17 protein-coding genes are annotated in these 20523 nt (G+C 64.8%); 4 read left to right on the top strand and 13 right to left on the bottom strand.

All coding sequences use genetic code 11. From position 1 onward, the window contains the following. From V7R84_RS09995 to V7R84_RS10005, 3 genes are read left to right on the top strand one after another with little or no spacing between them, the layout of a single operon-like run. The gene (locus tag V7R84_RS09995; protein ID WP_338568490.1) at positions 1 to 3108 is read left to right on the top strand and encodes an alpha-mannosidase; all 3108 of its coding nucleotides are present in this window, start codon (positions 1 to 3) and stop codon (positions 3106 to 3108) included. Further along, positions 3105 to 4124 carry an alkaline phosphatase family protein gene (locus V7R84_RS10000; protein ID WP_338568493.1) on the top strand — a complete coding sequence of 340 codons (1020 nt, stop codon included), beginning with the start codon at positions 3105 to 3107 and terminating at the stop codon, positions 4122 to 4124. The genes V7R84_RS09995 and V7R84_RS10000 overlap by 4 nt, the downstream gene beginning before the upstream one ends. Further along, on the top strand, positions 4043 to 5449 hold the full coding sequence (locus tag V7R84_RS10005; protein ID WP_338568496.1) for a glycoside hydrolase family 125 protein: 1407 nt from the start codon (positions 4043 to 4045) through the stop codon (positions 5447 to 5449). Before V7R84_RS10000 ends, V7R84_RS10005 begins: the two co-directional genes overlap by 82 nt. On the opposite strand, the gene V7R84_RS10010 is transcribed toward V7R84_RS10005, so the two are convergent. The 5 genes from V7R84_RS10010 to V7R84_RS10030 all read right to left on the bottom strand — a co-directional run bounded on the left by V7R84_RS10010 (position 5433) and on the right by V7R84_RS10030 (position 10469). Beyond that, positions 5433 to 6857 carry a right-handed parallel beta-helix repeat-containing protein gene (locus V7R84_RS10010; protein WP_338568499.1) on the bottom strand — a complete coding sequence of 475 codons (1425 nt, stop codon included), beginning with the start codon at positions 6855 to 6857 and terminating at the stop codon, positions 5433 to 5435. The genes V7R84_RS10005 and V7R84_RS10010 overlap by 17 nt on opposite strands. Positions 6858 to 7092: 235 nt before the next feature. Further along, complete coding sequence (groL, locus tag V7R84_RS10015; protein ID WP_338568501.1) at positions 7093 to 8682, bottom strand: chaperonin GroEL; 1590 nt, start codon at positions 8680 to 8682, stop codon at positions 7093 to 7095. A gap of 15 nt (positions 8683 to 8697) precedes the next feature. Then, entirely contained in the window at positions 8698 to 8994 is a 297-nt protein-coding gene (groES, locus tag V7R84_RS10020; RefSeq protein ID WP_014847141.1) for a co-chaperone GroES, read from the bottom strand. A 178-nt stretch (positions 8995 to 9172) separates the two neighbouring features. Continuing rightward, positions 9173 to 9319 carry a hypothetical protein gene (locus V7R84_RS10025; RefSeq protein WP_338568507.1) on the bottom strand — a complete coding sequence of 49 codons (147 nt, stop codon included), beginning with the start codon at positions 9317 to 9319 and terminating at the stop codon, positions 9173 to 9175. Between the two features lie 13 nt (positions 9320 to 9332). Continuing rightward, positions 9333 to 10469, bottom strand: a complete 1137-nt coding sequence (locus V7R84_RS10030; RefSeq protein ID WP_338568509.1) for a THUMP-like domain-containing protein — start codon at positions 10467 to 10469, stop codon at positions 9333 to 9335. A gap of 104 nt (positions 10470 to 10573) precedes the next feature. Here V7R84_RS10030 and V7R84_RS10035 point away from each other — a divergent pair, with 104 nt between their 5' ends. Beyond that, positions 10574 to 10933 (top strand): RNA-binding S4 domain-containing protein, encoded by a 360-nt coding sequence (locus V7R84_RS10035; RefSeq protein ID WP_338568512.1) that lies wholly within the window; start codon positions 10574 to 10576, stop codon positions 10931 to 10933. 37 nt (positions 10934 to 10970) lie between these two features. On the opposite strand, the gene V7R84_RS10040 is transcribed toward V7R84_RS10035, so the two are convergent. From V7R84_RS10040 to tsaE, 8 genes are all read right to left on the bottom strand, one after another. Then, positions 10971 to 12731, bottom strand: coding sequence for an ABC transporter ATP-binding protein (locus tag V7R84_RS10040; protein ID WP_338568513.1), 1761 nt, complete (start codon positions 12729 to 12731; stop codon positions 10971 to 10973). 10 nt (positions 12732 to 12741) lie between these two features. Next, positions 12742 to 13806 carry an ABC transporter permease gene (locus V7R84_RS10045; RefSeq protein WP_338568515.1) on the bottom strand — a complete coding sequence of 355 codons (1065 nt, stop codon included), beginning with the start codon at positions 13804 to 13806 and terminating at the stop codon, positions 12742 to 12744. Then, the gene (locus tag V7R84_RS10050) at positions 13803 to 15323 is read right to left on the bottom strand and encodes an ABC transporter permease (RefSeq protein WP_338568516.1); all 1521 of its coding nucleotides are present in this window, start codon (positions 15321 to 15323) and stop codon (positions 13803 to 13805) included. Before V7R84_RS10050 ends, V7R84_RS10045 begins: the two co-directional genes overlap by 4 nt. Positions 15324 to 15520: 197 nt before the next feature. Continuing rightward, positions 15521 to 17338 (bottom strand): ABC transporter family substrate-binding protein, encoded by a 1818-nt coding sequence (locus V7R84_RS10055; RefSeq protein ID WP_338568518.1) that lies wholly within the window; start codon positions 17336 to 17338, stop codon positions 15521 to 15523. Between the two features lie 153 nt (positions 17339 to 17491). Continuing rightward, positions 17492 to 18535, bottom strand: coding sequence for a tRNA (adenosine(37)-N6)-threonylcarbamoyltransferase complex transferase subunit TsaD (gene tsaD / locus V7R84_RS10060; RefSeq protein WP_338568521.1), 1044 nt, complete (start codon positions 18533 to 18535; stop codon positions 17492 to 17494). Beyond that, complete coding sequence (locus tag V7R84_RS10065) at positions 18532 to 18987, bottom strand: N-acetyltransferase (protein ID WP_338568522.1); 456 nt, start codon at positions 18985 to 18987, stop codon at positions 18532 to 18534. The genes tsaD and V7R84_RS10065 overlap by 4 nt, the downstream gene beginning before the upstream one ends. Then, positions 18984 to 19604, bottom strand: a complete 621-nt coding sequence (gene tsaB / locus V7R84_RS10070) for a tRNA (adenosine(37)-N6)-threonylcarbamoyltransferase complex dimerization subunit type 1 TsaB (RefSeq protein ID WP_338568524.1) — start codon at positions 19602 to 19604, stop codon at positions 18984 to 18986. Before tsaB ends, V7R84_RS10065 begins: the two co-directional genes overlap by 4 nt. Then, positions 19601 to 20518: a tRNA (adenosine(37)-N6)-threonylcarbamoyltransferase complex ATPase subunit type 1 TsaE gene (tsaE, locus tag V7R84_RS10075; protein WP_338568527.1), complete on the bottom strand. Its 918-nt coding sequence runs from the start codon at positions 20516 to 20518 to the stop codon at positions 19601 to 19603. Before tsaE ends, tsaB begins: the two co-directional genes overlap by 4 nt. Positions 20519 to 20523: the final 5 nt, after the last annotated feature.

A 20523-nucleotide genomic window follows, 5' to 3' on the forward strand; every position in this document is an offset into this window, starting at 1 on the left:
ATGCATCACTTTGACTCCGTAATCCTGGAACGCGTCGAACGCGTCAAGGACGACCGCGTGCGTCCCCTCATCGACCGAACCGTGGGGCGCCTGGAGGTCGCTGCCTGGCAGGTCCCGGGTGAACCGGTTCCACCCGCGGAGGCGCTGGGGCAGAGCTACTGTCCCGTCTCGTTGCCGCATCGCTGGGGAGCTGCGTGGAGCACCTGGTGGTTCCAGCTGACCGGCGAGGTGCCGGCGGAGGCGGCGGGCCAGAAGCTGCGCCTGTCGGTGGATCTCGGGTTCGCTGATGCCTGGCCCGGCAACCAGTGCGAGGGGTTGCTGTTCGACGCCAGATTGCGGGTATTGAAAGCCGTCAACTCCCGGAACCGTTCGACGGTGATCGCTGAACGGGCAGAGGCCGGAGCGGCGCTGAAGTTCCTGGTGGAGGCCGCCGCCAATCCCGACCTGTTCGCGAACGGCTGCACACCGACCGAGCTCGGCGACCACCTGACCGCCCCTCGGGATGCGCTCTACGAGCTGCGTTCGGCCGAGTTGCAGATCCGCGACGAACAGCTGTGGGGACTGTTCCACGACCTCGACGTCGCCTGGGACCTGGCGCGTCACCTCCCGGAGAGGGGCACCCGCCGGGCAGTGATCATCAAGGGCCTGGAACGTGCGCTCGACGCACTGGACTTGCACGACGTGCCCGGCTCGGCGGCACGGGCACGGGCAGCACTGGCCCCGGCGCTGGCCGCACCCGCCGTCGCCTCCGCGTTGAACGTGACGGCCATCGGGCACGCCCACATCGACTCAGCGTGGCTGTGGCCCGTGCGCGAGACCGTCCGGAAAGTGGCCCGGACGTTTTCTAACGTGGTCGCGCTGGCCAACGAGTATCCCGATTTCCGTTTCACCGCGACCAGCGCCCAGCAATATGCCTGGCTCCAGGAACATCATCCGGAGGTGTTCGACCGTGTGAGGGCCGCGGTCGAGGCCGGGCAGTGGTTCCCGTCAGGTGGCATGTGGGTGGAATCGGACGTGAACATGCCCGGCGGGGAAGCCCTGATCCGTCAGTTCACCTTCGGCACCCGCTACTTCCAACGAGAACTGGGGGTGCGCAGCCGCACCCTCTGGTTGCCGGACTCCTTCGGTTACCCGGCGAACCTGCCACAGATCGCCGCCCAGTGTGGAATGACGGGTTTTCTCACCCAGAAACTGTCGTGGAACCAGCACAACCAGCTGCCCCACTCCACCATGTGGTGGGAAGGCATCGACGGCACCCGTATCCTCACGCACTTCCCGCCTGTCAACTGCTATGACTCGGAGCTATCCGCCGAGGAGTATCTGCGAGCCGTCGACAACTACGCGGAGAAGGGGGTCGCCACACATCAGGTGATCCCGTTCGGTTACGGCGACGGCGGTGGCGGCCCGACCGCCGAGATGGTGGAACGGGCCCGGCGCCTGGCTGACCTGGAGGGGGCTCCCCGGATGCGCATGGGCGACCCCGACTCGTTCTTCGAGGCGGCGCGCGCCGAGTACGGGGAGGATGCCCCGGTGCATGTCGGGGAGCTCTATCTGGAGTTCCATCGCGGTATCTTCACCTCCCAACTGGAGATGAAACAGGGCAACCGCCGCAGCGAGCACGCCCTGCGCGAGGCCGAGTTCCTGTGGACGCTGGCGCTGCTCTCGGGGGTTCCGCGGGATCGTTTTCCCGCCGCAGACCTGGAGCGGTTGTGGCGGATGGTGCTGCTGAACCAGTTCCACGACATCCTGCCCGGCAGCTCCATCGCCTGGGTGCACCGGGTGGCGCGCGAGGAGTACGCGCAGATTCTGGTCGAGCTACGTGGCCTGTCCGACGCCGCCATAGCGGTCCTGGGCGGGGGTGAGCCCGCGGTACTCAACGCGCTCGACCACGAAGTGAGGCGGGTGCTGACAACCGGCGACGGGACTCTCCGCATGGTCGCAGCACCGCCGCTGGCCGTCACACCCCTGACAGAGGCGTTGCGCGAACCGTCGGCCCCGGCCACGGCCCACCGCAAAGGCACTTCGGTGGTGATGGAGAACTCCCGGGCGCGGGCGGTCATCGAGCCCGACGGGAGCATCGCTTCGGTGACCGACCTGCTCCGTAGTCGGGAGGTGCTGCTGAACGGGGCTGGTGGCGCGAGATTGCGCGCCTTCGAGGACGTGCCGAACGCCTTCGATGCGTGGGATATCGAGCGACACCACCTCAATCCCGGCAACGAACTTCCTGTACCCGAGGCAGAGTCGGTGGAAATCGTGACCGCCCGGGGACTGCGCGCAGAGGTGCAGGTCACGCGAGTCCTGGGCGCTTCCCGACTCGTCCAGACGATCTCCCTCGACGCCGACGCCCCACACCTGGACTTCTCCTTGGAGGCCGACTGGCAGGAACGCGAAACCCTCCTGAAGATGAGTTTCCCACTGGCAGTGCGGGCCCGTGAGCACGCCGCCGAGGTGCAGTTCGGACACATCAGGCGTCCCGTGCACGAGAACACCAGCTGGGACTATTCCCGATTCGAGGTGCCAGCCGGACGCTGGTTGCTGGTGGACGAACCCGGCTACGGGATCGCCGTGGTCAATGACTCCAACCACGGCCATTCCGTCACCCCGCTGCGTACCGGCACCTCGGGAAACGGGGGAATTGGCACCCGGGTATCACTGTCGCTGATGCGCGCCCCCGTCTTCCCAGACCCGCGGGCGGACCGTTCGCACCGCACGGTCCGGTTCTCACTGCTACTCGACGCCGATCCGGAGACCGCCACCCACGCCGGGGAGGAGTTGAACCTGCCGCCCCGGTTGGTGGAGGCCGCCGAAGCCAAGCTGGCTACCCTCGATGTGCCGGGTGCGCACGTCGCGGCGGTGCTGCCCGCCGAGGACGGATCCGGTGACGTGATCATGCGCATCCACGAGGGATCCGGGAAACCCACCGCTGGGATGCTGCACCTGGCCTTCGACGCGACCCGGGTGCGGGAGGTCGATCCGCTGGAGGAGGACCTCACCGCTGACATGTGGCCGCCCCGCGTCGACGTGACCGCCACCCGGGAGGTTCCGATCACCCTGACCGCGTTCACAATTCTGACCTTGCGCATCACACCGGTGGGAGGAGAATCATGAAACTGCTGCTGATCGGCCTGGATGGGGTGCGGATCGACGTTGCCGTACCCTCGGCAATCCCCGAGAATCCGGCATTCGCCGAACCCCACCACCCCGCCGACCCACGTTTCGCCGCGGAACCCGCGCCCGCGGATCGCCCCGAGATGCCACACGAAACCTCCCCCGCCGCGCCGACACTTGCCCGGCTCATCGCAGGAGGGCTGATCGCGCCGGTGTGGATGACCCCGCCCACCGACTCCGGGCCGGGCTGGTCCAACCTGCTGACAGGCACCACCCACGAGCAGAACAACGTGTGGTGGAACGAGTTCGTTGGGCACAAGCTGGCGGAATGCCCCGACGTGCTGTCCCGGATTTTCTTCGCCAACCCGAAGGCCCGCACCTACGCCGCAGCCACGTGGGAAGCACTGCTGGGAAGCTTCGGCCCGGTGATCCAGCGTCGCATCGATCAGCAGCGCACTGGACAGCACACGTTGTTCGTCCCCCACGACTTCACCCGCGGCTGTGTCAGCGCCGACATCGAGGTGCGAAGCCACGCCTGTCAGGTGCTCAACCACGAGGGCCCGGATGCGGCTTTCGTCTACTTCGAGGGGGTCGACGAGGCCGGACACCGACACGGCGCAGCTTCCCCCGGGTATCGCACCGCCATCGGAGAGGTGGACGAGCACGTCCGCGCACTAGTCAAGGCCGTAGCGGAACGCCACGAGGCGCTCGGGGAACAGTGGTTGGTGGCGGTGACCACCGACCACGGACACAAACCGGAGGGTGGGCACGGCGAAGACGAGGTCGACGTGCGGCGCTCGTTCCTGATCCTGCACTCTTTCGGCGATCCGGTGAAACTACCGGACCGGCTCCTGGAGGACAGGCTACCCAAGGCCCTGTACAGCCACGAGGTGACGCCGCTGCTGCTGGAATTGCTGGGCGTAGCCGGCGGTTCATGGCAGCCGGAACACGAGGTGGGGCTCGCCGTCGACATCCCCTCGGCGGGTCCTACGAGGAACTTGACCTTCGAGTGGTGACCTGGGGCGCACCCATCGGGGAGCCGACACCATGTCCGCTGGTGTTGCCCGGGCGGCTGCTCGCCGATGTCCGAGAGCAGGTATCGGATGTGACAGGCGACGACCGCGCAGGCGAGATGACTGCCCGGCTCCTGACCAACATCGCCACCACCACGATCGATCTGGGCGAGGATGGCGAAGAAACCTGGGTGATCACCGGCGACATCCCCGCCATGTGGTTGCGGGATTCCTGTCTGCAGCTGTCTCCGTTGCTTCGCCTCGCCCCGCGCCACCCGGAACTGGCCGGGGTGGCCGCCGGCCTGCTCCGGCGTCACTGGCGGATGATCCTGATCGATCCCTATGCCAACGCCTTCAACCGGCGACCGAACGGAAACCGCTGGGATGATGACCGACCGAGGCAGGGACCGTGGGTGTGGGAACGCAAGTGGGAGCTCGACTCGCTGACCTTCCCTCTCGACCTGGCGCTTCGCCTGGAGGGGCTCGGCTGCCGTGAGTGGCTGAATGCCGATTTCTACGACGCCCTCGACGTCATCCTCTCCATCACCGAGACCGAACAACGCCACGAGGCAGCGAGCCCGTATCGCTTCACCCGTCCCGGGGCTCCCGCATCCGACACCCTCACACGCGCGGGCCGTGGGTCCAGGACCCGGGAGTGCGGGCTGGTCTTCCAAGCCTTCCGGCCCAGCGACGACGCCTGTCAGCTCGGTTTCAACATTCCCGGAAACGCCTTCCTGGCCAGCACCCTGCGGCGTTTGGCGCCCATCCTGGATTGCGACCGGCGTGCCCGGGCGGAGCGCCTAGCGGCAGGTATCGAGGAGGGCATCCGCTGTTTCGGGGTGATCGAGGACCCGGAACCCCACCTGGCCTACGAGGTGGACGGCATGGGTGGCCGGTTGTTCATGGACGATGCGAATCTGCCGTCTCTGCTTGGGCTGCCTTATCTGGGGGTGTTGGCGGTCGACGATCCCGTGTACCTGGCCACTCGCCGCAGAGTTCTGTCCCCCGAGAACCCCTGCTTCGTCGACGGTACCTGGCTGCGCGGCGTCGGTTCCCCACACACCCCACCCGGCCACGTCTGGCCGATCGCGATCGCGGTCGCGGGCTTGACCGCATCCCACGAGGATGAGCAACTGGTCTGCCTGCGCATGCTGATGAATAGCACCGGGGGTACCGGGTGGATGCACGAGGGCGTCGATGCCGATGATCCGTCACGGTTCACCCGCCCCTGGTTCTCCTGGGCGAACGCGATGTTCTGCGAGCTGGCGCTGGCGATCGCGTCCCGCCCAGGAGTCGATTCCGGGGAACCGGTCAGCCGGCGACGGTGAAGGTGCTGTTCGCGTCGAACCCGGTGGCTTGCGACCATGCCGCGTGTTGCTCGATGGTCTCGGAACGCTGCTGCTGGAGCTTCTGGCCCGCGGCGAGCTGAATCACATTCCGGTCGATCGAGATCGGGGACCTGTGCTCCGGGGAACGGTACATGTAGGCGTTCTTCGCGTTGATGAACTGGTTACCGGTGATGGACAGCTCGATGGGCAAGCCCTCGCCGTAGGACAGCAGGTGCACACCACCCTCATTTGGGTTGGGGCGCACCTCCTGACCCCAGCTGCCGATGCCGGCGTTCTCGCAGTAGTTGTCGGTGAAGGAGCAATTGCGGATCCCGGCTTTGGCGCTGGTGGTATCGGCCTGGCTCTTGTCCTCAGGACCCGCCGCCCAGACCTCGAAGGATTGGCTGCAGCGGGTGATGTAGTTCTTCCTGAAGTGCACATTGCTGCTGCCGAGGCGAAGGACCGGGGCTTCCCTGCCGGTTTTCAGGATCTGATTTCCCTGGATGGTGGTCGCCACGTCGTAGACGTCGTGGATGATGTTGTCCTCTACCAGCACGTCGCTGCCACCGAGATACACCTCGACGCCATTGCCGTAGCGCCAGTGTTTGATCGAACTCTTGTCGTTATCGACGAGGTGGCTGCCCCCAATGTGGCGGATGCGGTTACGGAGTACCTCCACGCCGCTGACGTCGCGGACCTGAATACCGTGCCCGCCGCAACCGATGAGGTCGAGGTCCTGGATGGTCATGTTCGAGACGGCCTGGAAAATCTTGCCGTCCACTGCGACGCGCAGGTCGCCACGGCTGGAGGGGTTCTCCTTGCTGTAAACGGTGAGCGTCTTGCCCGCCTCCCCCCGCGCAACTGAATAGAACTCCAGGTCGCCTTCCAGTTTCGCTTCGTCGGGGAACTTCCTCCTCCCGTGGAATGCGCTGTCGAGAAGAAGGAATCCGACGTTCGCATCATCCGTCAGGGTGTTTCCGCTGTAGTTTCCCTCGACCAGTTCGATCTGCCACTGGTTACCGCCGATGTTCCTCCAGGCCTCGGGCTTGTTGAGGACCTTGTATCCCATGATCCTGGGTTTCTCTCCACTCCCGTAGGCACCGAAGGTGATCCGGCCTTCACCCTGAAGACCTGACAGGTCGGTGAACTGCCCGTAGAAGGTCTGACCACGCTTGAACACGATGGTGTCCCCCCGGACGATCTGTCCGGAGTTGATGGCCGCGACGACCTTGTTGACGGACTGCCAGGGTGTGCTCTCGGAGGTCCCGGCGGCCTGGTCATTACCCTCCTCGGCAATGTAGTAGGTCGTTCCCGGGGCGGCGACGGCGTCGTGGACACTCCCCAGGAGTGTCACTGCGGGAAGGGCTGCGGCGGCCGTGGCGAGGACGGCACGACGACTGATGGACATTTTATGCTCCGCTCAGTTGAAGAAAGAAAAATGTTGCCGACCTGCGATGGGGGTGCGCATCGATGAGTCACTGCAAACCTACGAGCACTTCCCGAGGCCACAAAGTCATCCGGATGGCCGACGGGATTTCCCGGATGTCATCACTCCACCCGTTCCAGGGTTGCCACCTCAAATTTCTGCGCATGACGAGGAGCCCCGGAACCGTGTGGTCCCGGGGCTCCTCGTGTGAGTCAGCTCACTTGTCCTCTTCGTCTTCCTTCTTCTCCACCACGAGGGTTTCAGTGGTGAGCAGCAGGGAGGCGATGGATGCGGCGTTGGCCAGCGCGGAACGGGTGACCTTCACCGGGTCGATGACGCCGGCCTCGATGAGGTTCTCGTAAACGCCGGTGCGGGCGTTGTAGCCGTGTCCCGGCTCCAGGTCAGCGACCTTGGAGGTGATGACGTAGCCCGCCTCGCCGCCGTTCTCGGCGATCCAGCGCAGCGGCTCCACCACCGACTTGCGGACGATGGCCACACCGACGCGCTCGTCGCCGGCCAGGCCGAGGTCACCGTCGAGCACCTTGGCGGCATGGATGAGGGCCGAGCCGCCACCGGCGACGATGCCCTCCTCGATGGCCGCGCGGGTGGCCGAGACGGCGTCCTCGATGCGGTGCTTCTTCTCCTTCAGCTCCACCTCGGTGGCGGCACCGACCTTGATGACGCACACGCCACCGGCCAGCTTCGCGACGCGCTCCTGGAGCTTCTCACGATCCCAGTCGGAGTCGGTGCGCTCGATCTCGGCGCGCAGCTGGGCGACGCGGCCCGCGACCTCGGACTGCTCACCAGCGCCGTCGACGATGGTGGTGTTGTCCTTGGTGACGACGATGCGGCGGGCGCGACCGAGCACCTCGAGGCCGACCTGGTCCAGCTTGAGACCCACCTCGGGAGCGACGACCTGGCCGCCGGTGAGGATGGCGATGTCCTCGAGCATGGCCTTGCGGCGGTCACCGAAGGCGGGGGCCTTGACGGCCACGGAGGTGAAGGTGCCGCGGATCTTGTTGACCACCAGCGTGGACAGGGCCTCACCGTCGACGTCCTCGGCCACCACGAACAGGGTGCCCTTGGCGGCGATGACCTTCTCCAGCAGCGGGAGCAGGTCGTTCATGGAGGAGATCTTGCCGGAGTTGATGAGGATGTAGGGGTCCTCCAGGACGGCTTCCATGCGGTCGGCGTCCGTGACGAAGTACGGCGACAGGTAGCCCTTGTCGAACTGCATGCCCTCGGTGAACTCCAGCTCGGTGCCGAAGGTCTGGGATTCGTCGACGGTGATGACACCGTCCTTGCCGACCTTGTCGAAGGCCTCGGCGATCAGCTCACCGATCTGCTCGTCACGCGAGGAGATGGTGGCGACGTTGGCCATGTCGGCGGTGGTGTCGACGGCACGGGAGTTCTCGTGAAGCCGCTCGACGACGGCCTCAACGGCCTTGTCGATGCCGCGCTTCAACCCGACAGGGTTGGCTCCGGAGGCCACGGCGCGCAGGCCCTCGTGAACCAGTGCCTGGGCAAGCACGGTGGCGGTGGTGGTGCCGTCGCCGGCGACGTCATTGGTCTTGGTAGCGACCTCCTTGGCGAGCTGGGCGCCGAGATCCTCGTAGGGATCCTCGAGCTCGACTTCCTTGGCGACGGTCACGCCGTCGTTGGTGATGGTGGGGGCGCCCCACTTCTTGTCGAGCACGACGTAGCGGCCCTTGGGGCCGAGGGTCACCTTGACGGTGTTGGCGAGAGTGTCGACGCCACGCTCAAGCGAACGCCGCGCCTCCTCGTCGAACTGCAGAGTCTTTGCCATGGGTCACGCCTCGATTCAGCGGGAAACGACGGCGAGGATGTCGCGGGCGTTGAGCAGCAGGTACTCGGAGCCGTCGTACTTGACCTCGGTACCCCCGTACTTGCTGAAGATGACGACATCGCCCTCGGCGACGTCAAGCGGGACGCGGTTGCCCTTGTCATCGATGCGGCCGGGGCCGGTGGCAACGACGCGGCCCTCCTGCGGCTTCTCCTTGGCGGTGTCAGGGATGACCAGCCCGGAAGCGGTGGTCTGCTCGGCCTCGAGCGGCTGGACGAGGACGCGGTCCTCGAGCGGCTTGATCGTGGTTGCCACGACAAACCCCTTTCTGTAGTTGTCCGGCGAGAGCCGGATTCAGTTCGGTGTCCGGTCCGGGCGTCGTCGCGGGTGCCACCCGGTTTGGCACCCGGGCCTACCGAGTGCCAGAAAAAGGCTATACCCCCGTTAGCACTCAATCAAGCCGAGTGCCAAGAACGTGTCGGATCCGAACGACTCACAGCGGGACCGCCTCGTCCAGCACCCGCTGCCTGAGGTCATGGCGCAGCATGCTCTCAGGCACCAGATCCACCTCAGCGTCTACGAGCTCGGAGATGCGCGCCTCCAGGCGCCCGAAAGCGAGAAGTCCCAGCGGCTGCTTCATCTCGAACAGCAGGTCAGCCCACCCGTTCGACCACGAAGGCCCTGGCCCCGGCGACGGTCCGGGCCAGCAGCAGGGTCGCGGCTCCGTCGCCCCTCGGTTTCAGCTGTTTCCGCAGAACGGCGGGATCGACGTCGATGGCGCGTCGTTTGATCTCCAGCCGTCCGATCCGATGCTGCTTGACCCACCGCCTGAGGGTGGCGGCGTCGTGGTCAAGCACGTCGATCACCTGGTAGGAGGTGACGAAGGGGCTGTCGACCGGGGAGCCGGAGGAGACGTAGGCCACCCCGGGGGCCAGCAGCCACCCATCGGGCACGGAGTCGGCCACGAGACCGGCGCGGACGACCGCGTTGTCAGGTTCGTGGATGAACCTCCCGGGTGGGGCGACGGGCAGCGGGGCAGCACCCCCGGTCAGAACGTGAGGTTCGGGTTCCCCCCGGGGGAACACGACCGCCCGGGGGCCGGGATCCGAGGCATTGCTCAGCATCAGCTCGACCACGTCACCCTTCACGGACACCCAGGCTGCCCCGACGCCTTCGGGGATGAGTTGTTTCGGCAGCCCAGGGCCGAGTTTGACGAAAGCCACTCGTCTCCCCCGCAGGTGGTCCTCTACCAGCGACCAGGGTGGGGTGAGGTCAGCGGCGTCCCAGGTCCGGCCCCGCGCGGTACGGCGGGCCGGGTCGAGGAAGATCCCGCCCCACTCAGGAACCTGGACGTCCTCGGCGCGCCCCACGGTCACCTCTCCGCCCCCGACCAAAGCCAGGTTGGCCTGGGCAAAGGCGGCGGTCACAGGGTCCGATTCGACGGCATGAACGCCGAGGCCCGCCTCCGAGAGGGCCATCGCGTCGACCCCGATCCCACATCCCAGGTCCCATACCTCACTGACACCGGTATCGACGAACCGGGCGGCACGCCACCGGGCCACCACCCAGCGAGTCGCCTGTTCCAGCCCGTCGGGGGTGAAGAACATCCGCTCCGCCATCGGCAGTTTCCCCCGGGCCCGCCGCCTCAGGGCCACCTGGGTCAGAGCAGCAGCAGCCAGTTCCGACGGGAAACGCCGCCGCAGCCGCTCGGCTGCACCGAGTGAATCCGGATCGGCCTCTGCTGCCGCCATTTCCAGAGCCATGGCACCGTCATCGCTCAGAATGTCCACACACGCAGCCTAGGGGTTCCGGTTGAGCCGACCGAGCCGAAACCACTCGGGTCGTGGAAGACCTGGCGGCAGGCACTCATCCGCGATTCTTCTAGAATTCCTGCATGACCCGAATCGACGTGTGGCTGTGGAGCGTCAAACTTTTCAAGACCCGTTCACTGGCGACGAAAGCCGTCACCGGAGGGCACATCCGGCTCAACGGCGACCCTGTCAAACCGGCACACACGATCAGGCCCGGGGATCGCGTCACCGTCAAGGAGCCCGGCTGGACGCGGGAATTCGAGGTGGTGGAACTGCTGAGCAAGCGGGTCGGAGCACCCATCGCCCGGAAGGCGTACGTGGACCATTCCCCCGAACGTCCCGCGTTCCTCAACGTGCCGGTTGGCAAACGCGATCGCGGCGCAGGGCGCCCGACGAAAAAGGACCGCAGAGCCATCGACAAGCTGATGGGATCAGGGGATTGAAAACTCCCTCGAGTCGACCAGCTCGCGCCGAGGACCTCTACTGATCCAGTTCGCGGGTGTCGAGTTCCACGACTTCGTCACCCAACGCCGCCAGCAGGCGGTGGCGCTCCTCACGCCGTTCGCGCTGCTCGATGGGATTCGGGACGGGGGCAGCCGCCAGGAGCCGTTTGGTGTATTCCTCCTGCGGATCGAGTAGCACCTGCGCACGATCCCCCTTCTCGACGATCTTGCCGTGCTGCATCACGACGACACGATGGGCGAGGGAGTCGATGACGGCCAGGTCATGGCTGATGAACAGGCAGGCGAAGCCGAAATCGCGTTGCAGGTCGGTCAGCATTCCCAGCACCTGGGCCTGCACCGACACGTCGAGGGCCGATGTGGGCTCGTCGGCAATCAGCAGGTCCGGGCTCAGCGAGAGCGCGCGTGCGATCGAGACACGCTGCCGCTGTCCACCGGAGAGTTCGTGCGGATAACGGTTGAAGGCGCTCCTCGGAAGCTCGACGGCCTCCAGCAGCTCGTAGACCCGTTTCTGCCGCGATGCCTTGTCCCCGACCTTGTGCACCTCCAGTGGTTCGGAGATCACGTCGCCAATGGGAAGGCGCGGGTTAAGGGATGCGGCAGGGTCCTGGAAGATCACCCCGATGCGGCGCCGCAGCTCCTTCAGGTTTCGGCCCTGTGGGCCCTTCTTCGAGCCGGCTCCCCGGACCAGTTCCTGGCCGAGGACCTTCACGTCGCCCCCGGCGGCTGGGATCAGTCCCAACAGCGCCCTGCCAATGGTGGATTTACCGGAACCCGACTCCCCCACCAGGCCGACGATCTCACCGCGTTTCACGTCAAAGGTGACGCCGTCGACCGCACGGAACGGTCTTTTTCCGGTGCGTTTGTACTCCACGACCAGTTCGTTGACCTCGAGGGCCGATGTGGCGTTCTCGGCGACATCGGACGGTACGGAACCGAACTGGCCATGCCCTGCCCCCAGGTGCGGAACCGCGTCCAGGAGTTTTTTGGTGTAGGGGTGCTGCGGGTTGAGGAGGACCTCCTCCGCCGTACCGCGTTCGACGATGTTGCCCTTGAACATCACTGCGACCCGATCGGCCATGTCCGCCACGACGCCCATGTTGTGGGTGATGAGCAGGATTCCGGTGTTCAGTTTCTCCTTCAGCGACCTCAGCAGGTCGAGGATGTCGGCCTGCACGGTCACGTCGAGGGCCGTGGTGGGCTCGTCGGCAATGATCACCTCGGGGTCGCAGGCAAGGGCCATGGCGATCACCACACGTTGCCGCATACCACCCGACAGCTCGTGGGGGTACTGCTTGACGCGCCGCTCCGCATTCGGGATACCGACGGCTTTGAGCAGGTCGATCGCCTTCTGCCAGGCGACCTCACCGTGTGCAACGTTGTGCACCTCCATCGACTCGGTGAGTTGCTCGCCGATCTTGATGACCGGGTTCAGGGCGGTCATCGGCTCCTGGAAAACCATGGCAACACGATTGCCACGCAGACCGCGCATTTCACGCGAGCTGAGGCTCCCCACTGTCTTGTCCGCAACCATCGTGTCACCGGTAATGCGTGCGGTCCTGGGAAGCAGACCGAGGGCCGTGGTGGCTGTCACCGACTTGCCCGAACCCGATTCGCCGACCAAGGCCACCACTTCGCCGGGCTTGACCGCGAGGCTGACGCCCTTGACGGCTTGAACCCGCCCGAACTCGGTACGGAAGCTGACATCCAGTTCCCTGAACTGGAGCACCGGCTCGAGTTCTTCGGAGGACGGAGTGGTCTCGTTGACTTCAGTGCTCATTTCTTTCCCCTCAGTCCATCTGCTGCCGCGGGTCGAAGGCATCGCGCAGGCCATCGCCAATGAAGTTGACGCACAGCGCAATGACCAGGATGAACAGGCCCGGCCACCAGAACAGCCACGGTCGAGTGCCCATGGCAGCCTGGTTCTCGGAAATCAACAGACCCAGCGAGGTCTCGGGAGACCTGACTCCGAATCCCAGGTAGGACAGCGCCGTCTCCAACAGAATGGCCGAAGCAATCAGCAGGGTCGAGTTCACCACGATGGTGCCGATGCAGTTCGGCAGGATGTGCCGGAAGATGATGCGCCAATCCGATGTACCGATGGCCTTGGCCGCATGCACGAACTCACGTTCCCGCAACGAGAGCACCTCGCCACGCACCAGGCGTGCCATCCCGGTCCACACCACGAGCCCCAGCACTCCGGCCAGGATGTAGATGTTCGCACCGTCGACCATGCGCCCCAACACAGCGGCCAATACAAGCAGTGGGATGATGATCACGAGGTCGGTGGCCCGCATGAGGACTGATTCGACACGCCCACGGAAGTAGCCGGCAGCGGAGCCGACGACGGTTCCGATCGCGGTCGCGATGAAACCGACGACGAAGGCGATGATCACAGACTTCTGGGTGCCCTGCATCACCAGGGCGAAGTAGTCCTTGCCAATGGTGTTCTGCCCGAAGGGGTTCTCCCCGAGGGAGAAGGGCCACAGCTGGAAGGTAGGGGCACCGTTCGCTTTGGCCAGCGGGTACAGGTCGACGTGGTTTTTCGGCCACCAGAGGCTGGAGGAGAACGCGAGCACAATGACCAGGAGAAGGATGATACTCGCCGCCATCGCTCCCTTGTGGTGGAGGAAACGGCGACGCACCAGGGCACCCTGGGAGTAGGAGTTGTGTCCCGCCTCGTCGATCGTCTCTTCCAGTTCGTATTCTCCCGGATCCGGATTCACCTGATCGGGCTCGCTGGTTTCAGGGACGCCTTGCCCCTGCTCCGAGGTGGCCTGCTTTGCGTCTTTCTGTTCCGGCTGTTCCGGTTTGTTCTGCTCGGACATCTTTTCCTCGGGTTCTGTGGGGCTCATCGGGAGATCCTCGGGTCGAGGAAGGCGTAGGCGATGTCGGCCACCATGTTCATGACGACGGCGGCGGTACCTGTCACTAGAAAGAAGCCCATGATCCGGTTGGGGTCGGCGGCCAGCAGTCCCTCCTTGAAGAGCATGCCCATGCCCTGCCAGCCAAAGACGGTCTCGGTGATAACCGCGCCACCGACGAGACCGGCGAAGTCGAATGCCACGATCGTGGCGAGCGGGATCAGGGCGTTGCGCAACGCGTGACGGGTGATGACCTTGCGCTCGGAAACACCCTTGGAACGGGCTGTGCGAATGTAGTCCTGGTTCAGGACCTCCAGCATGGAAGCTCGTGTATACCGGGTGTAGGAGGCAATCGAGATCAGGGTCAGCGCCATCGTCGGGAGCAGTATGTGGGTGAGGCCATCGATGGTGTATCCCCACCAGTTGGTGTCCAGGTTCGGTGTGGACGCTCCGATGGTGGGGATGGGGTGATCGACGTCCTTCAGATAGGCGGCCCAGTTGCTCAACAGCAGATCGACCATCGCAGTCAGAGAGGCCAGCAGCGAGGTGATCACCGAGGCGAAGGTCGCCTGACGCTTGGAGAACCCGCCCAGCAGCTGCCCCGCAGCGATGCCGACCACGATGGCGGCTGCCAGCAGACCGAGCAGCAGCGGCACGGAGGGATTCGTCATCAACTCCCCACGCAGAGTGACATAGCCGATGATCCCCCCAAAGACCGTTGCCCCCACTGCGTTGCGCACCTTCTTGTTCTCAAAACCACTGGTGAGCACGACCATCAGGGCACCGATGCCAATCACCACCAGGATGTACATGGGGATCCCGAAGACGGGTTTACGGAGCCAGCGCACGGCGTCGAAGTAGACCATGATCCCGGCAAAACTCACGGCCAGGGACCCGAAGGTGATCAGGCGCCGCTTCCACGAACCGCCGACGATCGCTGCAACGATGAAGGCGAGTACCACAGATGTCACCGCTATCGTCAAGGGCGTGAAACGCGCCTTCTCTATCCAGTTGTTGAACTCGATGGCCGCGTACTGCTTCAGCAGCACCGCAAACCAGAACACCGGGAGCGAGAAGAACACGAAAGCCATCAAAGTGATGGCATAGTCGAATCCGCTGTACTGCCTGATGGCGGTCAGGATGCCCAGAATGACACCCGTGACAATGGCCAGGCAGACCGCGAAAATCACCAGCCTGACCGAGACCGAGGCCGCCGAGGAGAGCAGGACGGTAACAGGCTGACCGCTGCTGGCAGTACCCAGGTCACACTGGCCGTACAGACACTTCGCCGCGCCTCCGAGCCACTCCAAGTACCGCTCATACCAAGGCTTGTCGAGCCCCATGAAAGCGATCCGCTGCTTCATCAGGTTATCCCTGTTGGGCGAGTTCGATTCGCGTAGATCCGCCAGCGGATCACCTGCGTTGATGGCCAGGACAAACATCAGCAGAGAGCCCAGCAGGAGGACCACCACAGAGATCCCCAAGCGTTTGGCAATGTACTTGATCACGAGAGTTCCTATTCCAGGAGGCTGTCAGGCCAACGCCTGGCTGACCCATAGCGCCCGATGATAGAGCACTTCCGGGCAACAATGTGCCGGCCACCTTTCATCTTTGAGACGAGCAGTCCCTTGGGAACAGTTCGTGGGGGCGAGCCTCCGACACGGCCCACCCCCACGAAAGAGTTCAGTTCAGATCAGGTCAGATGTCACTTCACCCGCCATTGGTAGGCGTTCCAGGACACCGTGACCTGGGTGGCCGTGGGGCGGACGTTCTTGACCTTGCTCTTCCACGCGACCACGGCTGGGTGGGCGTAAAGCGGGATGTTGAACAGCGTATCCCAGGCCTGTTTCTCGATGACCTTGAGCTGCTCGACCTGCTCCCCCCGGTCAAGGGTGTTGGTCACCTTGTCCCACGCCTCGTCCACCACCGGGTTGGAGTACTTGCCGTAGTTCTGCTGCCTCCCGCTACTCATGATGTTCTGTCCGGTTGCGATCTGACCGGCGCTCGACCATGCGTACAAGGCCACCTCGTAGTCGCCATTTTTGAGGTCTTTCGCGAAGAAATCCTCCTTCGCTGTATCCTCCACATTGAAGCCGGCGTCCTTGCAGGAGGACTGGATGGCCTGGACGGTTTCCGTGCGCCGCTGGTTGCCGGCCTTGTATCCGAGCCGAACTTTGACGGGAGTCTGAACGCCGCTTTCTGCCACCAGCTGCTTGGCCTTCTCGATATCGACCGTGTCGTAGCGACCGTCGTAGGAAGCGGACGTGAGCGTCTCGTAATCGGCATCGCCTGGGAACGCCTCCCGGACGTTCATCACCGTCGCATTGGGATCAATCGGTTTGATGATGTTGTCGACGATGGTCTGGCGAGGAATGCAGTAGGCGAAGGCCTCGCGCAGCTTCTGCCCGCCCTGGGAGTCGGAGAACACGCTCTTATCAAGGAAGTTGAAGTCCAAGTGCTCGTAGGTTCGTTCCGGGTAGGTGGCCACGTTAACGGAGGACCCGATGCTGTTCAGGGTATTGACAGTGTCGACCGTGGCATGCGGGCGGATCACGTCCAGGTCACCGTTCTGCAGCGACTGCGCCATCTGGTTGTCGTCCACGTAGGAGAACACGAGGTTCTTCGTCCCTGCTGGGGTTCCCCAGTAGTTCGGGTTCGCCTCCAGGGTGACGTTGTTGTCCTTCCACGCTTTGATCTGGTAGCGGTTCGAGGACGGGATCACGTCGGGTTCCGGCAACTCACCTGGGTTGAAGATCCATTTCTTGTTCCAGAATTCCGCGACCTTCCTGACGGTTTCCCCATCGCGGTTCTGGATCGCCTGGGCCAGCTGATCAGGGGTCAGACCGGACTTCGTGGCGACCACGTGGGCCGGGAGCGGGGGATCCACCATGATTTTGTAGTCCGGGTATGCGCCCTTGAATTTCATGGTGAAGGTCTTGCCGTTGATCTCACCCTGCGGCCCCTCCGGGACTTGTTCTGGCCACATCGTGGAGACGTGGTCGAAGACCGCTTCAGCTCCCTCAACCGTTCCGCTGATCAGACCCGGCGCCACGAACTCGGGATTCTGGGAGGCCCAGCCCAGCAGAAAGTCGTTAATGGTGATCGGGGTGCCATCCGACCACTTCGCTTTGTCCGAGATGGTGTACTTCATCTCGAGGGGATCCTGGCTGAGCACCTCGAAGGAACCGAATTCCTTATCCTCGCAGATGGTGCCATCGGTTCCGAAATACACGAAATTACTCAGCACCTGGTCCATGACCACTGAGTTGTAGACCGAGTTCGTACGCGATGTCAGAGTGTTGTAGCCATCCCACTTGCCGGGTCCGGGGCTGTAGACCACCTGACCATCGGCAGTCTCCTTGATGCCCGCGTCCCGGGCGCATGGATTGTCGCCTCCGATGGCGGTCTCGGAGGCTGCCGGCTTGGCTTCGCCCTCGGCTTCCTCACCACTGGTACATCCGCTGAGCAGCAGTGCTCCGCTCACCAGCACAGCCAGGGCAGCATTGGTTCCCCTGAACTTCATGTTTTCTCCTTGTCGTGAGCCGACATGCGGTCCCACAATGGGACCGGTTGGCATCGGACCCTAGTGGTAGTCGAAGTCTTCACGCACCCCGAGGGTCAGTTGTGAGACATATTGTTACGTATCTGATACGTGAGACCCCTTATCAGACCACAGTCAGACCACGATCCGAGTGACCGGCAGCCCGGTCTGAGCGGAGAAGTCCAGCGGCGACGACGGCAATCCTGCGCGCACGGCTGTCAGGCCGACGGCGGCGATCATGGCTCCGTTGTCGGTGCACAGCCCCGGCCTCGGACGCCGCACCGCAAGCCCCTCTCCGCCGGCCCGTTCCTCAAGCAAACCACGCAACCGTGAGTTGGCGGCCACTCCCCCTCCGAGCAGGATCGTCCCCACCCCGAGATGCCGAGCGGCGTCAAGGGTTTTGGAGACCAGCACATCGGCGACGGCCTCCTGGAAGCTGGCGCACACGTCGCTCACGGGAACCTCCCGACCCTCCAACCGGGCGGTCTCCACCCAGCGCGCCACCGCCGTCTTCAAACCGGAGAAGGAGAAGTCGAAGCGATGTTTCTCGAGGTCGTGGCGTGCCGTGAGGCCGCGCGGGAAACGGATGGCAGCGGGATCGCCATCGGCTGCGGCACGGTCGATGACAGGACCGCCCGGGTAGGGCAGGTCCAACAGCCGCGCCACCTTGTCGTAGGCCTCCCCTGCTGCGTCGTCGATGGTGGAACCCAGTTCCTCGATGTCACGGGCCAGGTCGCGAACGTGCAGCAGGGATGTGTGGCCGCCGGAGACCAGCAACGCCAGGGCTGGCATCGGGAGAGGACCGTGGTCGAGGAGATCGACGGCGATGTGCCCGACGAGGTGGTTCACCCCGTACAACGGTTTGCCAAGATGCGCGGCGAGAGCCTTGGCGGCTGAGATCCCCACCAGCAGGGCTCCCATCAGGCCGGGGCCGGCGGTGACGGCGATGGCGTCGACTTCGGCCAGGTCGACGTCGGCCGCGGCGACGGCGCGTTGCAGGGTGGGGACGAAGGCCGACAGGTGTGCCCGGGAGGCGATCTCCGGCACCACTCCCCCGAAACGCACGTGGAGATCGACGGAGCTTGCGACCTCGTTGGCCAACAACTGGTCGCCGCGGATGATGCCAACGCCCGTCTCATCGCAGGAGGATTCGATTCCCAGGATCAACGGCTCACTCATTGGCTCTCCTCCATCTTCGTCCTCTTCTCCATGACCACAGCGTCGACGCCTCGCCCGTAGTAGTTTCCGCGCCGATTCACTGGAACGAATCCGTTCGCTGCGTACAACTTGATGGCCGCGATGTTGTCGGAGGCCACCTCCAGCAGCACGTTTCCGACCCGCTGTTCCGCAGCCCAGGCGATCCCGCGCCTCAGCAGCCTTCCCGCGATGCCTAGGCGGCGATGTTTCCCCGCGACGACAATCCGGTCCAGGTCGGCGGTGTCGCCCGCGTGACGCCAGGATGCACAGGCGATCACACCCTCCACCGCGGCGACGGCCACCTCCACGAGGCGGTCATCACCGCTGATCTCCTCCAGCCACGACGTCTCCGACCAGCGTTGCCGAGCCGGGAAAGCTAGCTCCAGCTGGGTCAGGGCGGGGGCGTCGGCAGGCATGGCGGTCCGGATGATCATCGGGGCGCCCTGAGGCGGGGCAGCGCCGACTTGCGGGTTCTCGGCACCGCAGCATCCGCGGCCCGCAGGTAGAAGGGCTCCCCGTCGACGACCGCTAGATCAGCCCAGCGCGCCGCCAACACCGCCGCATCCAAGAAACGCGGCCCGGCAGGGTCGTCTGGGACCGGGCCAGCTGCAGGCAGGTCCGGGATCACCTCGGGCGCACTCACCCGGGGTTCACCGACGCGAATTCCGTCGCGGTAAAGCGCCCAATAGAACTCCTTGCGGCGAGCGTCAGAGGCCACCACGAACTCGTCGGGCGCGTCCCGCCACTGGGCGGCGATCACGTCGAGGGAACACACCCCGTGCAGGGGCCTGCCCGCCACCGCTGCCAAAGTGCGAGCGGTCACGATCCCGACGCGAAGTCCCGTGAACGGCCCCGGTCCCATGCCGACGGCGTAGGCATCGATTCCGGTCATGGCAATCCCAACCGATGCACACACGCGCTGGATCAGCGGAATCAGGGTCTCGCCGTGGGCGCGGGTATCTGCCGCCGCATCAGATACGACGGGTTCCCCGTCGCGGGCCAGACCCACTGCCACGTAGTGGGAGGTGTCGATTCCCAAGGTCCAGGTCATGGTTTCCTCCTGATGACTTCCAGGGCGCCGTCCCAGCGCGGACCGATGCCGGTCAGGATCACACGCCGCGCCTCGTCACCGACTTCACGGTCGATATCGATTTCCAACCGCTCGTCGGAGAGCCACTCGGCGATTCCTTCGCCCCATTCGACGAGGGTCACCGACCGAGACAGCGTCTCATCGAGGTCGATGTCGGCCAGTTCATCGGCATCTGCCATGCGGTAGGCATCCACGTGCACTAGGTCCGGCCCATCGCCGCGAGCAGAATGAATGCGCGAGAGCACGAAGGTGGGTGAGATCACGGGACCCTCAACATCGAGTCCCTCCCCGATTCCCCGGGCCAGGGTGGTCTTGCCGGCCCCGAGGTCTCCGGTGGCGATGATCACATCGCCCGCACGGAGCAGACCCGCCAATTCCACACCCAGGGCATGCATCGCTGCGGGGGTGGGGACGGTGACAGCCACGGGCAGGTCGCGGCCAAGCACGATCCCGGATGCGTTTTCGCGGAGCGGAATGAAACCGTGCGCACCCCACCACTCCACGAGCTCGGGGAACTCACGACGACACAGCACCTCGACCCGCTTCAGACCCGCGTCCACCGCGAGCGAGACGGCCCCACCGATCATGGCCTTCGCAATCCCTCGCCGAGTCTCGGTGGGCAACACGGAGACCCGGCGCAACGTGGCGACCTCTCCGTCGTGGGCGACCAGCAGGCAACCGACCATGCGCTCACCGTCGAAGGCGCACACCCCCCAGCCCTCTGTCAGAGCCCTCTCCACATCGGCACGAGAGTCGGAGAGGGCATCGGCGGGTGGGTCGACGCGACGACGGGCGGCAAAAGCGGTCCGGATGACGCGCAGCATCCCGGGGACGTCTGCTGCGGTGGCCAGTCGCACCTGGATGATCTCGGTCATGGCGG

It is taken from the genome of Arachnia propionica (genome assembly GCF_037055325.1).
GTDB lineage: Bacteria > Actinomycetota > Actinomycetes > Propionibacteriales > Propionibacteriaceae > Arachnia.

Coding starts and splice junctions, on each gene's coding strand:
- V7R84_RS09995 (WP_338568490.1), top strand. CDS start 1: ATGCATCACTTTGACTCCGTAATCCTGGAACGCGTCGAACGCGTCAAG.
- V7R84_RS10000 (WP_338568493.1), top strand. CDS start 3,105: ATGAAACTGCTGCTGATCGGCCTGGATGGGGTGCGGATCGACGTTGCC.
- V7R84_RS10005 (WP_338568496.1), top strand. CDS start 4,043: ATGGCAGCCGGAACACGAGGTGGGGCTCGCCGTCGACATCCCCTCGGC.
- V7R84_RS10010 (WP_338568499.1), bottom strand. CDS start 6,857: ATGTCCATCAGTCGTCGTGCCGTCCTCGCCACGGCCGCCGCAGCCCTT.
- groL (WP_338568501.1), bottom strand. CDS start 8,682: ATGGCAAAGACTCTGCAGTTCGACGAGGAGGCGCGGCGTTCGCTTGAG.
- V7R84_RS10025 (WP_338568507.1), bottom strand. CDS start 9,319: ATGAAGCAGCCGCTGGGACTTCTCGCTTTCGGGCGCCTGGAGGCGCGC.
- V7R84_RS10035 (WP_338568512.1), top strand. CDS start 10,574: ATGACCCGAATCGACGTGTGGCTGTGGAGCGTCAAACTTTTCAAGACC.
- V7R84_RS10040 (WP_338568513.1), bottom strand. CDS start 12,731: ATGAGCACTGAAGTCAACGAGACCACTCCGTCCTCCGAAGAACTCGAG.
- V7R84_RS10045 (WP_338568515.1), bottom strand. CDS start 13,806: ATGAGCCCCACAGAACCCGAGGAAAAGATGTCCGAGCAGAACAAACCG.
- V7R84_RS10055 (WP_338568518.1), bottom strand. CDS start 17,338: ATGAAGTTCAGGGGAACCAATGCTGCCCTGGCTGTGCTGGTGAGCGGA.
- tsaD (WP_338568521.1), bottom strand. CDS start 18,535: ATGAGTGAGCCGTTGATCCTGGGAATCGAATCCTCCTGCGATGAGACG.
- V7R84_RS10065 (WP_338568522.1), bottom strand. CDS start 18,987: ATGATCATCCGGACCGCCATGCCTGCCGACGCCCCCGCCCTGACCCAG.
- tsaB (WP_338568524.1), bottom strand. CDS start 19,604: ATGACCTGGACCTTGGGAATCGACACCTCCCACTACGTGGCAGTGGGT.
- tsaE (WP_338568527.1), bottom strand. CDS start 20,518: ATGACCGAGATCATCCAGGTGCGACTGGCCACCGCAGCAGACGTCCCC.